At 55.3% G+C, this 12,491-nt stretch carries 15 protein-coding genes; 3 read left to right on the top strand and 12 right to left on the bottom strand.

Going from position 1 to position 12,491, the window contains the following annotated elements; translation table 11 throughout:
- Nucleotide 1 precedes the first annotated feature (1 nt).
- Both OGV67_RS19975 and OGV67_RS19970 read left to right on the top strand, forming a co-directional pair.
- Nucleotides 2–238 (top strand): hypothetical protein, encoded by a 237-nt coding sequence (locus tag OGV67_RS19975; RefSeq protein WP_223849110.1) that lies wholly within the window; start codon nt 2–4, stop codon nt 236–238.
- 63 nt (nt 239–301) lie between these two features.
- Nucleotides 302–556 carry a hypothetical protein gene (locus tag OGV67_RS19970; protein WP_058668217.1) on the top strand — a complete coding sequence of 85 codons (255 nt, stop codon included), beginning with the start codon at nt 302–304 and terminating at the stop codon, nt 554–556.
- Between the two features lie 75 nt (nt 557–631).
- Here OGV67_RS19970 and ggt read toward each other — a convergent pair whose 3' ends face one another.
- On the bottom strand, nt 632–2,377 hold the full coding sequence (gene ggt / locus OGV67_RS19965; protein ID WP_049009224.1) for a gamma-glutamyltransferase: 1,746 nt from the start codon (nt 2,375–2,377) through the stop codon (nt 632–634).
- Between the two features lie 120 nt (nt 2,378–2,497).
- On the opposite strand from ggt, the gene OGV67_RS19960 reads away from it, so the two are divergent.
- Entirely contained in the window at nt 2,498–2,878 is a 381-nt protein-coding gene (locus OGV67_RS19960; protein ID WP_012135554.1) for a DUF2756 family protein, read from the top strand.
- Here the strand turns inward: OGV67_RS19960 and ugpQ are convergent.
- From ugpQ to livH, 11 genes are all read right to left on the bottom strand, one after another.
- The gene (gene ugpQ, locus OGV67_RS19955) at nt 2,859–3,608 is read right to left on the bottom strand and encodes a glycerophosphodiester phosphodiesterase (protein ID WP_110493709.1); all 750 of its coding nucleotides are present in this window, start codon (nt 3,606–3,608) and stop codon (nt 2,859–2,861) included. The genes OGV67_RS19960 and ugpQ overlap by 20 nt on opposite strands.
- Nucleotides 3,605–4,675 carry a sn-glycerol-3-phosphate import ATP-binding protein UgpC gene (locus tag OGV67_RS19950; RefSeq protein ID WP_012135556.1) on the bottom strand — a complete coding sequence of 357 codons (1,071 nt, stop codon included), beginning with the start codon at nt 4,673–4,675 and terminating at the stop codon, nt 3,605–3,607. The genes ugpQ and OGV67_RS19950 overlap by 4 nt, the downstream gene beginning before the upstream one ends.
- 8 nt (nt 4,676–4,683) lie before the next feature.
- Nucleotides 4,684–5,529 (bottom strand): sn-glycerol-3-phosphate ABC transporter permease UgpE, encoded by an 846-nt coding sequence (gene ugpE / locus OGV67_RS19945; RefSeq protein ID WP_047460601.1) that lies wholly within the window; start codon nt 5,527–5,529, stop codon nt 4,684–4,686.
- Nucleotides 5,526–6,413, bottom strand: coding sequence for a sn-glycerol-3-phosphate ABC transporter permease UgpA (gene ugpA, locus OGV67_RS19940; RefSeq protein ID WP_024131024.1), 888 nt, complete (start codon nt 6,411–6,413; stop codon nt 5,526–5,528). The genes ugpE and ugpA overlap by 4 nt, the downstream gene beginning before the upstream one ends.
- A gap of 100 nt (nt 6,414–6,513) precedes the next feature.
- Nucleotides 6,514–7,830, bottom strand: coding sequence for a sn-glycerol-3-phosphate ABC transporter substrate-binding protein UgpB (ugpB, locus tag OGV67_RS19935; protein WP_286465988.1), 1,317 nt, complete (start codon nt 7,828–7,830; stop codon nt 6,514–6,516).
- Between the two features lie 200 nt (nt 7,831–8,030).
- Nucleotides 8,031–8,399, bottom strand: coding sequence for a type II toxin-antitoxin system death-on-curing family toxin (locus OGV67_RS19930; RefSeq protein WP_047460595.1), 369 nt, complete (start codon nt 8,397–8,399; stop codon nt 8,031–8,033).
- Nucleotides 8,396–8,617 carry a type II toxin-antitoxin system Phd/YefM family antitoxin gene (locus OGV67_RS19925; protein WP_047460592.1) on the bottom strand — a complete coding sequence of 74 codons (222 nt, stop codon included), beginning with the start codon at nt 8,615–8,617 and terminating at the stop codon, nt 8,396–8,398. The genes OGV67_RS19930 and OGV67_RS19925 overlap by 4 nt, the downstream gene beginning before the upstream one ends.
- Nucleotides 8,618–8,755: 138 nt before the next feature.
- Nucleotides 8,756–9,469 carry a high-affinity branched-chain amino acid ABC transporter ATP-binding protein LivF gene (gene livF / locus OGV67_RS19920; RefSeq protein WP_047463875.1) on the bottom strand — a complete coding sequence of 238 codons (714 nt, stop codon included), beginning with the start codon at nt 9,467–9,469 and terminating at the stop codon, nt 8,756–8,758.
- 17 nt (nt 9,470–9,486) lie between these two features.
- Nucleotides 9,487–10,254: a high-affinity branched-chain amino acid ABC transporter ATP-binding protein LivG gene (gene livG / locus OGV67_RS19915; RefSeq protein ID WP_047460588.1), complete on the bottom strand. Its 768-nt coding sequence runs from the start codon at nt 10,252–10,254 to the stop codon at nt 9,487–9,489.
- Entirely contained in the window at nt 10,251–11,528 is a 1,278-nt protein-coding gene (gene livM, locus OGV67_RS19910; RefSeq protein WP_012135563.1) for a branched chain amino acid ABC transporter permease LivM, read from the bottom strand. Before livM ends, livG begins: the two co-directional genes overlap by 4 nt.
- Nucleotides 11,525–12,451, bottom strand: coding sequence for a high-affinity branched-chain amino acid ABC transporter permease LivH (gene livH, locus OGV67_RS19905; RefSeq protein WP_012135564.1), 927 nt, complete (start codon nt 12,449–12,451; stop codon nt 11,525–11,527). Before livH ends, livM begins: the two co-directional genes overlap by 4 nt.
- Nucleotides 12,452–12,491 lie beyond the last annotated feature (40 nt).

Raw genomic sequence — 12,491 nt, 5'->3', positions numbered from 1 at the left:
AGTGAAACTTGCAAAAATCATTGTCGATCTGGCTATATTTTTGGAGTTTACCAGCCCTGATTTGCTTGATCCTGACTGCGCTGTAGAAGCAATGGAAGGTATTTCAGCTGAACTGCAATCCTTAAACCATGAAGATAGAGACAACATGGCTAATATATTTAAAAATTTATCAAAAAAATATACAAGTGATAAAGCAGAATATGTTAGAAACCTTCCAGAATCATTAGGAATTATCTAATGCATCACAAAAAAACACCTTTAAAAAGGTAAAGAGCAATAAATAAAAATCAAATAGTTATATATGACAATAACTATAATTGAGTTTAACGTATTGAAAGTTATGGCAGAAAAAGACATTAACTGGAACTGGATGGTTCTGGATCGTACCCTTACTACCAGAAACATTCCTGGATTTAGTAACGTTGCTAATATCGTAACTATTCTGGTTAATCACGGATTAGTTGATGTCGTATACGGTAAGGACAAATCAAGACCACGCTACAGAGTTTCCCAAAATGGTTTTGACTTCCTTAAAAATCAACAACAACTTCTTTAGCCTTGAATTTTATAATCCTTCCCAAAATTATGTCTAATAAGTCAAGCCCCCTTCCACCGAAGAGGGCCGTTATCCTCAATACCCCGCCGTTAAATCATCGACTGAGCGCGGGTCAGACGCGCCGTACAGCGAACCATCCGGCCCGACCATGATACTCTGGGTGCTGCCCATCGCTTCTTTCAGCGCGACTTTTTGCCCACGCTGTTCCAGGAGTTTCAGCGTATCCGGGCTAAAGCCCTTTTCCACGCGCAGCTCATCCGGCAGCCACTGATGATGGAAACGCGGTGCGTTGGTCGCCTCAGCGACATTCATCCCGAAATCGATGCTGTTGACCACCATTTGCAGCACGGTGGTAATAATCCGGCTACCGCCAGGGCTGCCTGTCACCAGCCAGGTTTTACCGTCTTTCACCACAATGGTTGGCGACATTGACGACAGCGGACGTTTCTTCGGCCCTACGGCGTTAGCATCGCCGCCCACCAGACCGTAAACGTTTGGTACGCCAGGTTTCGCGGAGAAGTCATCCATCTCATTGTTGAGCAGAATTCCGGTGTTTCCCGCCACAATCCCGGTGCCAAACGTGGTGTTCAGGGTGTAGGTGACGGCCACCGCGTTGCCGTCTTTATCCACCACCGAGAAATGGGTGGTCTGATTGCTTTCGTACGGCGCCAGTTTACCGGGGCGAATCTCGCTGGACGGTTTGGCTTTATTGATATCTATCTGATCGGCGATGGATTTCGCATACGCTTTACTGGTCAGCGCCTGCCACGGCACCTTCACAAAATCCGGGTCGCCGAGATACTCCGACCGATCGGCATAGGCATATTTCTCCGCTTCAGCCATTATCTGCATGGCATCGGCGCTGCCAAACCCGTATTTCTTCATGTCGAAGTTTTCAAGGATATTGAGGATCTGCACGATATGAATGCCGCCGGAGGACGGAGGCGGCATCGAAAAGACCTGATACCCGCGATAATCGCCGCTAATCGGCGTACGTTCTACCGCTTTGTAAGCCGCCAGATCCTCTTTGGTGATAAGCCCCCCGTTCTTCTGCATCTCCTGTGCGATCTGGTCGGCTATTGCCCCTTTGTAGAAGGCATCAGGGCCATTCTCAGCAATCATCTCCAGACTTTTCGCCAGGTTTTTCTGCACCAGCTTGTCGCCCTTCTTCAGCGGTTCGCCGTCTTTCCAGAAAATAGCCTTGCTGTTTTCATAATTCGGCAGCACCTCACTACCGTAGGTTTTCAGGTCATCCGCCAGCGCATCGTTGACGACGAATCCCTCATCCGCAAGTTTCATCGCCGGGCGTATCACTTTGTTGAGCGGCAGGGTGCCGTATTTCTCCAGCGCCAGCGAGAATCCGGCCACGGTGCCCGGCGTACCGGTCGCCAGGTGCGACGTCAGCGATTTTTTACTGTCAGGATTGCCCTGATCGTCCAGGAACATATCGCGGGTGGCATTGGCTGGCGCCATTTCGCGGAAGTCGATCGCCGTGGTATTCCCGTCTTTGGTGCGCAGCAGCATAAAACCCCCGCCGCCGAGGTTCCCCGCCTGCGGATGCGTCACCGCCAGCGCATAGCCAACGGCAACCGCCGCATCGACGGCATTTCCCCCTTGCTTAAGGATATCGACGCCGACCTGGGTCGCCATCGCATCCACGGATGCCACCATCCCCTGCTTCGCACGAACAGGGTGGAAAACATCCTCTTCAACACCGTATGACACCGGAGGTGGCGCAGGCGGCGCGGCAACAACACTAAAACAACTTCCTGAGAGCAGAGCAGCAATGGCTACCCGGCGCAAAAACGTCGGTTTCATCATCGTTATTCTCCAGAGATACGGGGTCAGCCCCCCACTAAGCCTGGTGCATAACTCTGAAATAATCATCGTTGCGACGGGAAAGGAGTAAACTTAATAGATCCCCCCAGAGGAGGAAAGACGATGAAACGACTCTTAATTTTAGCGGCGCTACTGCCGTTTTCCGGCTTTGCGCAGCCCATCAACACCATGAATAACCCGAATCAGCCGGGGTATCAGATCCCAAGTCAACAGCGGATGCAAACCCAAATGCAGACGCAGCAGACCCAGCAGAAAGGAATGCTTAACCAGCAGTTAAAAACGCAGACCCAGCTTCAGCAACAGCATCTGCAAACGCAGATGAACAATAACGCGCAGCGGGTCCAGCAGGGCCAGGTGCGTGAGCAGGTTTTACCAAACAACAATGGCGGTATGTTAAGCGGTGGAACCCGCCAGAGCAGCGGTCAGCAACATCTGCTGCCCCAGCGACAGAGTGGCGATATGCTCAATAACTCGCCGCAGTAAAATCCGGCCCAATCACATCAATGGCATCGGTACAGATGCAGTCCACGCCCCAGCGCAGCAGTTCCGCCGCGCGCTGGGGTTTGTTGACGGTGTAAACCAGAATGCGCAGTCCCGCCGCCTTGAGCGCTTTTACCCGCGCTTCATCGAGCAATTTATGGTTGAGATGAACAGAGACGCAGCCCAGCCGGGTCGTCAGCGCATGCCAGTCGTCACGCCAGTCATCCAGCAGTAAACCGCGCGGTAGCTCTGGCGCCGCCTGTTGCGCCGCTTCCAGCGCATCAATTTCAAACGATGAAAGTAAAGGCGCGGTCATTCCAGACCACAGCTCCCGCGCAGCCAGCGCCACCACTCTCCCCGTCAATGGCCCGGTGCCGGTCGTCGGTTTAATTTCAATATTCGCCATCATGCCGTGCTCGCGGCAGCGTTCCGCTACCTGAGACAACAGCGGCAACGGCTCGCCTTTAAACTTGCCGCTAAACCAGCTCCCGGCATCAACGCGCAGCAGATCCTGCCAGTTGACTTCCCCCGCCACGCCCCAGCCGTTACTGGTGCGCTCCAGGTTGTCGTCATGCAGCAGAAAGATCTCGCCGTCTTTCGACAGCTTCACGTCAAACTCAATCATCGTGTGTCCGCACCGCGCCCCCACGTCAATCGCCGCCAGCGTGTTTTCCGGTGCGAGTTTTCCGCCGCCGCGATGCGCGACGATGTGGGGATAAGGCCAGTTACTCATACTCGTTGTCCTGTTTCGCCATCGAAAAGATGCAGATGATTTTCCGGCAAATGCAGCCATAGCGTGCCGCCTGCCGTCGGGCGTTGCTGATGCGCCAGCCGCACGACCATTTTTTGATCGCCCCAGCGTCCGTGCGCCAGGTTATCCGCCCCCAGCATCTCCAGCGTGTCCATCACCAGCGGTACGCCGCCTTCCGCCTGCGAGCTTAGCGCAATATGCTCAGGACGGATACCCAGCGTCATTTTCCGCCCGGCATAGCGGCGATAGTTCCAGTTAACGGGCAGCGCCATCCCGCTCTCCAGCTCAAAATGGGTGCCTGCGGCGCTGATGCGCCCCTCCAGCAGGTTCATCGCCGGGCTGCCGATAAAGCTCGCCACAAAGCGGCTGGCGGGCTTCTCATACACCTCTACCGGCGTACCGATTTGCTCCGCCACGCCTTTGTTCATCACCATCACCCGCTGGGCGAGCGTCATCGCTTCGACCTGATCGTGCGTCACGTACAGCGAGGTGGTTTTCAGGCGGCGATGCAGATGTTGTAACTCAAGGCGCATCTGGACGCGCAATTTAGCGTCAAGGTTGGACAACGGCTCGTCAAACAGGAAGACGGCCGGATCGCGCACAATCGCACGCCCCATTGCCACACGCTGGCGCTGGCCGCCGGAAAGCTCGCGTGGACGGCGTTTGAGCAAACCGTCCAGCTCCAGAATCCGCGCCGCCTCTTTCACCCGTTCAGCAATATGCCCTTTGCCCATGCCGCGAATCTTCAGCCCCCACGCCATGTTCTCCTCTACGCTCATGTGTGGGTAGAGCGCGTAGTTCTGGAACACCATCGCAATGCCCCTGTCTTTCGGCTCCATCTCCGTAACGCGCTGGCGGTCAATCCAGATATCGCCGCTCGTTACCCGCTCAAGCCCGGCCACCATACGCAGCAGCGTCGATTTACCGCAGCCGGACGGCCCAACCATCACAATAAACTCGCCATCCGCCACATCCAGCGTTAACGGCTGAATGACCTGGGTTTTGCCGTCCCAGCTTTTGGTTACTGCCTGTAATTTCAAACCAGCCATAAAATTTCCTACTTCTCACTGTCCACCAGGCCGCGTACAAACGCGCGCTGCATGGCTAAAACGATAACGACGGGGGGAATCAGGGTCAGCAGCATCGCCGCCATCACCTGATTCCACTGAGTAGTGCCTTCCCCGGTGGCGATCATGCCTTTAATCCCCGCAACGGCGGTGCCGAGATCAACGTCGGTAATAATCAGCAACGGCCACAGGTACTGGTTCCAGCCGTAGATGAAAGTGATGACGAACAGCGCCGCGAGATTGGTTTTCGACAGCGGCAGCACGATGTCGCGGAAAAAGCGCATCGGTGAAGCGCCGTCAATGCGCGCCGCTTCAATCAGCTCGTCCGGCAGCGTCATAAAGAACTGGCGAAACAGAAAGGTGGCAGTCGCTGAGGCCATCAGCGGCAGGGTCAGACCCGCGTAGCTGTCGAGCATTTTCAGATTGGCGATCACTTCTACCGTCGGGAAAATACGCACCTCAACCGGCAGCATCAGGGTGATAAAGATCATCCAGAAAAACAGATTACGCAGCGGAAAACGAAACCAGACAATGGCAAACGCCGACAGCATAGAAACGGTAATTTTCCCCACCGTAATGCCAAAAGCCATGATGAAACTGTTAAGCATCATCAGCCAGAACGGCGCGCTGTTCACGCCCACGCCGTTAACCCAGATCGTTGCCATGTTTTCCAGCAGATGCGTTCCGGGGATGAGCGTCATCGGCGTATCGAACACCGCGCTGTTGTCCAGCGTCGCCGCCACAAAGGCGACGTACAAGGGAAACAGGATCACCACAATCCCCAGAATCAACATAGTGTGGCTGAATATCGTCAGCCCGCGACGGTTCTCAATCATTGGTAACGCACCTTACTTTCCACATAGCGGAACTGGATAACCGTCAGAATGATGACGAGGAACATCAGCACCACCGACTGTGCGGCAGAGGCGGAGAGATCCAGCCCGGCAAAGCCTTCGCGGTAAATCTTATAAATCAGCGTGGTCGTCGCCTGTACCGGTCCGCCTGCGGTAGCGGCGTCAATCACCGGGAAGGTGTCGAAGAAGGCATACACCAGATTGACCACCAGCAGGAAGAAACTCACCGGCGCAATCAGCGGTAGCGAAAGTTTAAAGAAGCGCCGAACCGGCCCCGCCCCATCAATCGCTGCCGCTTCCGTCAGCGAGCGGGGAATGGATTGCAACGCGGCAAAAAAGAACAGGAAGTTGTAACTAATCTGCTTCCAGACTGAAGCGAACACCACCAGAAACATGGCCTGGCCGCTGTGTTGCGCATGGTTCCAGTCATAGCCGAACCCGGCAAGAAAATGGGTGATTAGCCCGCGCCCGGGGTTGAACAGGAAGATCCACAGTACGGCGGCCACCGCTGGCGCAACGGCGTAAGGCAGCAGCATCAGCGTTTGATACAGGCGGCTTGCGCGTACCACGTAATCCACCAGCGCGGCGAAAAACAGCGAGACCAACAGGCCGCTTACCGTCACCAGCGCACTGAATTTCATCGTCGTCCAGAAGGAGTCGAGATAGTAGCTGTCATGGAATAAGGCGACAAAGTTATCCAGACCGACAAACTGGCTGGACAGCCCAAACGGATCGACGCTTTGCAGCGAATACCAGAGCGCTTCGCCCGCAGGCCAGATAAAGAAAATGACGGTGATCGCCAGTTGCGGCGCAACCAGCAAATACGGCAGCCAACGCGAGCGAAACACCGGACGGGATGATGACATGAAGATTTGATTCCTGAACAGTGCCGGGTGGCGGCTTCGCCTTACCCGGCCTACGGTCTTGTAGGCCCGGTAAGCGCAGCGCCTCCGGGCATATCATGCGTTACGATTTCGTTGACTGCTCAAAGCGACGCAGCAGTTGATTACCACGCTCAACGGCGGCATCCAGCGCCTGCTGCGGGGATTTCTTCCCGGTCCACACGCTTTCCAGCTCCTCATCCACAATGGTGCGGATCTGCGGCATGTTGCCCAGACGCAGACCTTTGGTGAACGGCAACGGCGGCTTGTTCAGCATCTGGCGCGTGGCAATATCCGCACCGGGGTTCTTGTCATAGAATCCCTGCTCGCGGGTCAGGTCGTAAGCCGCTTTGGTGATCGGTAGATAGCCGGTTTTCTGATGCCATTCAGCGGCATTTTCCGGCTTCGCCAGGAAGTCGAGGAATTTCGCCACGCCGGTGTAGGTCTCTTTGTCTTTACCCTGCATCACCCACAGGCTCGCCCCGCCGATAATGGCGTTTTGCGGCGCATCTTTGGCATCCGCGTCATAAGGCATCATGCCTACGCCGTAATTAAATTTGGCGTAGTGGCGGATATCCGCCAGAGAACCGGAAGAGGCGGTGGTGATGGCGAAATCGCCGTTGTAGAACTTCTCAGTGGATTCGTCTTTACGCCCGAAGTAGCTGAAATCACCCTTCTTGTTCAGTTCTTCCAGCAGCGCGATATGTTTCACCTGCTCCGGCTTGTTAAATTCCAGCACCGCGTCAGTACCGTCAAAGCCGTTATTTTGAGTGGCGACCGGCAGACCATGCCAGGCGCTGAAGTTTTCAATCTGAATCCAGCCCTGCCAGCCGCTGGCGTAGCCGCACTTCATTCCCGCCGCCTTCAGCTTCGCGGTGTACTCCGCCAGATCCTGCCAGGTTTTCGGCGGCTGCTCTGGATCTAAACCGGCCTTTTTGAAAGCGTCTTTGTTGTAGTACAGCACCGGCGTGGAGCTGTTAAACGGCTGGGACAACAGATGTCCGCTTTTGGAATCGGTGTAGTAACCGGACACCGTCGGTACAAACTGCGACTCATCGAAACTGATGCCCGCGTCGCTGAACACTTCATAGACCGGTTTAATCGCTTTCGACGCCATCATAGTCGCGGTGCCGACTTCATAAACCTGCAACAGCGCCGGAGCGTTGCCGGTACGAAACGCGGCGATACCCGCGCTCAGGCTCTGTTCATAGTTGCCCTTATACACCGGCACAATCTTGTAATCAGGATTGGCCGCATTGAAACGTTGCGCCAGAGAATCAACCTCTTTCCCCAGCTCGCCTTCCATAGAATGCCAGAATGGAATGGTGGTAACGGCCATGGCGTTTCCCACGAATGCCAGGCTTAACGCCAGTCCTAACGCTGTATGTCGTAACGATGTCATTCGCTTATCTCTCTTGTTGTGCCGGATGCGCGATATCACGCGTTTTATGCTCGCGAGGTAACATGACATGCGCGAATGACAGAAAAATAACCTTTTAGTTACAAATAAATGACAGCCAAACGTCAGCAGGATGATAAGAAGATGATGGAATGGTGAAGATAATATGTAGGCCCGGTAAGCGTAGCGCCACCGGGCGACGGCTACCGACGCAAACGCTGTACAATTTCCTCTAGCGACAGACGTCCTGCGGCAGCTTCGACTGTCATATCAACATAATCGGGATTAGCAGCCAGAAAGATACCGTTACGTTTGAGAAACAGCAATGTGATGAACAATGCTGTTCTCTTATTACCATCGTTAAAAATATGTCCACGAGAAATAGCGAGTAGATGCATCGCCGCAAGGATCCAGACATCGGTAATACTTTCGTATTCGTATTTATTTAAAACACGGTACAACAGCGCTTCAGCCCGCCCAGGGTCCGGCATTCCCGGAACGCCGGGCGTTACGCTCAATAATTTGTCATGAAAACGGATTATCTCTTCCGCTGAGATAAATTGAAGTGTCATTTATCGGCCAGTTCCCTTAATTCGTCGCCGTGAACGCCCATGATGGCATCAAATTCAGCATCCAGTTTTGCTGTCTGATAACGTTCAAACTCCTCTGCGCTGATGATAACCGCAGATTTATGCCCCCGACGCGTAATCGTCACCGGCGTACCCGTGGCAGCAGAATCAAGCACAGAGGCAAGGTTCTGCCGTACCTCACTATAGTTCATTGTACGCATATAGCCTCCTTTTAAGTACGCATAAATTGTACAACTAAAACGTACAAAAAACAAAAAGCCGGGTGGCGGCTTCGCCTTACCCGGCCTACAGGATCGAGTAGGCCCGGTAAGCGTAGCGCCACCGGGCACACAGACGGTTCAGCCTCCGAGGTATGCGCTGCGCACCGCTTCGTTGGCCAGCAACGCATCGCCGGTATCTTCCAGCACCACATGACCGTTTTCCAGCACGTAGCCGCGATCCGCCAGCTTCAGCGCCTGATTCGCGTTCTGCTCGACGAGGAAGATGGTCATTCCCTGCTCGCGCAGCTGTTCGATGGTATCGAAAATCTGCTGGATAATGATCGGTGCCAGACCCAGGGACGGCTCATCCAACAGCAGCAAACGCGGCTGGCTCATCAATGCGCGGCCAATCGCCAGCATCTGCTGTTCACCACCGGACATGGTGCCCGCACGCTGGATACGACGCTCATGCAAACGCGGGAACAGCGCGTAAACCCACTTAATGCGCTCCTGAAACTGGTCGCGCTCGGCGAAAAAACCGCCCATCGCCAGGTTCTCTTCTACCGTCATACGGGAAAAGACGCGACGCCCTTCCGGGACAATCGCCACCGCTTCACGCATGATTTTCGCCGTCTGCCAGTCGGTAATGTCTTTACCATCAAACACAATCCGACCACTGGTGGCGCGCGGATCGCCGCATAACGTGCCGAGCAGCGTGGTTTTACCCGCGCCGTTGGCACCAATCAGAGTGACGATTTCTCCCTGACGAATATGCAGGCTCACCTCGTGCAGCGCCTGGATTTTGCCGTAGTGGGCACTGACTTTGTCAAAGGACAACATGACTTTTTCCATCTTATGCGTCACCACCATTATGCTTCACCTAAATAGGCGCGGATCACGTCCGGGTTGTTGCGAACTTCTTCCGGCGTCCCGTTCGCCAGCGGCGTTCCCTGGTTCACCACGTAAATGCGATCGGAAATCCCCATCACCAGCTTCATATCATGCTCAATCAGCAGAATGGTGGTGTTGTGATGATTACGCAGCTCCGCAATTAATTCGTCCAGCTCTTTGGTCTCTTTCGGGTTCAGACCCGCCGCCGGTTCATCCAGCATCAGGATCTCCGGCTGCGTCACCATGCAGCGGGCGATCTCCAGACGACGCTGGTCGCCGTAGGCCAGGTTGCTGGCCTGGCGATTGGCGTGCTCCAGCAGGCCGATACGCTCCAGCCAGGTGGCGGCGCGATCGAGCGCTTCACTCTGCGCCCGACGGAACGCCGGAGTCTTCAACAGACCCGAAAAGACGCCGGTTTTCAACTGCTGATGTTGCGCCACCAGCAGGTTTTCAATCACCGTCATCTCACGGAACAGGCGGACGTGCTGGAAGGTACGCACCACGCCCATACGGGCAATCTGCTGACCCGGCAGCCCTTCCAGATGCTGATCGCGCAGCATAATGGTGCCGCCGGTCGGTTTATAGAAACCGGTCAGGCAGTTAAAGACCGTGGTTTTCCCGGCGCCGTTTGGCCCGATCAATGAGACGATTTCGCGTGGATGCAACTCCAGTTCAACGTTGTTTACCGCCAGCAGACCGCCAAAGCGCATCATCAGGCCGTTAACGGATAATAATGGCTGACTCATGCCTGCTCTCCTTTCGCTTCCCCGTTTTTCAGTTTCAACTGCGGACGGGTCATCGGCAGCAAGCCCTGCGGACGCCAGATCATCATCAGTACCATCAAACCACCGAGCATCAACATGCTGTATTCGTTGAAGTCACGCATCAGCTCGCGCGATACCACCAGCAGAATAGCGGCGAGAATAACCGCGAACTGCGACCCCATGCCGCCAAGCACCACAATCGCCAGTACAAAAGCGGATTCGGCGAAGGTGAACGACTCCGGGCTGACAAAGCCCTGGCGCGCGGCGAACAGCGTTCCGGCGAATCCCGCAAACGCGGCGCTGATGGTAAACGCCGTCAGCTTAATGCGCGTCGGGCTTAAGCCTAATGAACGGCAGGCAATTTCATCTTCACGCAGCGCTTCCCATGCCCGCCCCAGCGGCATACGCAGCAGACGGTTGATCACAAACAGCGAGAAGACGACCAGCAGCAACGCCACCAGGTAGAGCCAAATCACGCGGTCGGATGGATCGTATTTCACGCCGAAGAAGTTACTGAAGGTATCCCAGCCGCCTTCACGGGCGGTACGGCTGAACTCCAGGCCGAAGAATGTCGGTTTCGGGATCTGGCTGATACCGTTCGGCCCGCCGGTCACTTCGGTGTTATTGAGCAGCAGGATGCGCACAATCTCGCCAAAGCCTAAGGTCACAATCGCCAGGTAGTCGCCGCGCAGGCGCAATACCGGGAAGCCGAGCAGGAATCCCGCCGCCGCTGCAACCAGCCCCGCCAGCGGCAGGCAGGTCCAGAACCCCAGACCGTAATAGTGGTTCAGCAACGCGAAGGTATACGCGCCAATGGCGTAGAAACCGCCGTAGCCCAGCACCAGCAGACCAGACAACCCCACCACCACGTTCAGCCCAAGACCGAGGATGATATAAATCATGGTCAGCGTGGCGATATCAACGGTGCCGCGCGACACCATAAACGGCCACACAACGGCGATGACCAGCAGCGCAATCAGGAACAGCTTCTGTTTCACGGTTGAGCCATCAATCGCTGGCAGAACAAATTTAGGCCCGGAAATGCCCTTCAGGCTTTTCTGGAAAATCGGTCGCAGCAACTGGAAGAAAAAGACCACAGCAGTACCGATAAACACCCACTGCCAGCGAATATCCGCAGCAGTCCCCACCACCAGTTTGGTGCCATCGAGTTCCAGTTGAACGCCCATAAAGACGCCCGCCAGCACGAAGAACATGGCGGCAGAGAGCAGCGCCATCGCAAAATGCATCGGTTTCATACTTTCTCTACCTCCGGGCGGCCCAGGATACCGGTCGGCATGACCAGCAGCACCAGAATCAGCAGCGCAAACGACACCACATCTTTATATTCGGTACTCAGGTACGCAGAGGAGAGCGCTTCGGCGACGCCCAGAATCAGGCCGCCAATCATCGCGCCAGGAATGCTGCCGATGCCGCCAAGCACCGCGGCGGTGAAGGCCTTCATCCCGGCCATAAAGCCAATATACGGGTTGATAACGCCATAGAACTGACCGAGCAGCACGCCCGCCACCGCCGCCATCGCCGCGCCAATCACAAAGGTCAGCGCAATCACGCGGTCGGTATTAATGCCCAGCAGACTCGCCATTTTCAGGTCTTCCGCACAGGCGCGGCAGGCGCGTCCCATACGGGAGTAACGGATGAACAGCGTCAGCGCCAGCATCGCCAGGAAAGTGACAATCCAGATGACCAACTGCATGGTGGTAATGCTGGCGGCGAAGTTCTCGCTGCTGCCGATAATCCACTGGCCGTTAAACAAACTGGGGAGCGCCACGTCACGCGAACCTTCGGTAAGACTGACGTAGTTTTGCAGGAAAATAGACATCCCGATCGCGGAGATGAGCGCAATCAGTCGCTTGGAACTGCGCACTGGCCGATAGGCCACCCGTTCAATACTCCAGCCATAGGCGCTGGCGATAATGATAGCCCCGACGAACCCGGCGGCGACCAGCAGCCAGCTGGTATCAATGCCCATCATCATCAGCGCGGCGATGATCATGAAAGAGACATAGCTGCCGATCATATAGACCTCGCCGTGGGCGAAGTTGATCATGCCGATAATGCCGTAAACCATCGTATAGCCGATAGCGATCAGCGCATAGGTGCTTCCCAGCGTGACGCCGTTAAACATCTGCTGCAAGAAATAGAGAAACTGCTCGGACATAAGGTAACCTTTCTCAACCCGCCCGTTTTGCGCGGGCGGA

Origin of the sequence: Citrobacter sp. CK188 (assembly GCF_030333525.1) — a bacterium.
GTDB lineage: Bacteria > Pseudomonadota > Gammaproteobacteria > Enterobacterales > Enterobacteriaceae > Citrobacter_B > Citrobacter_B koseri.
This window is presented reverse-complemented; position numbering and strand designations above follow the sequence as displayed.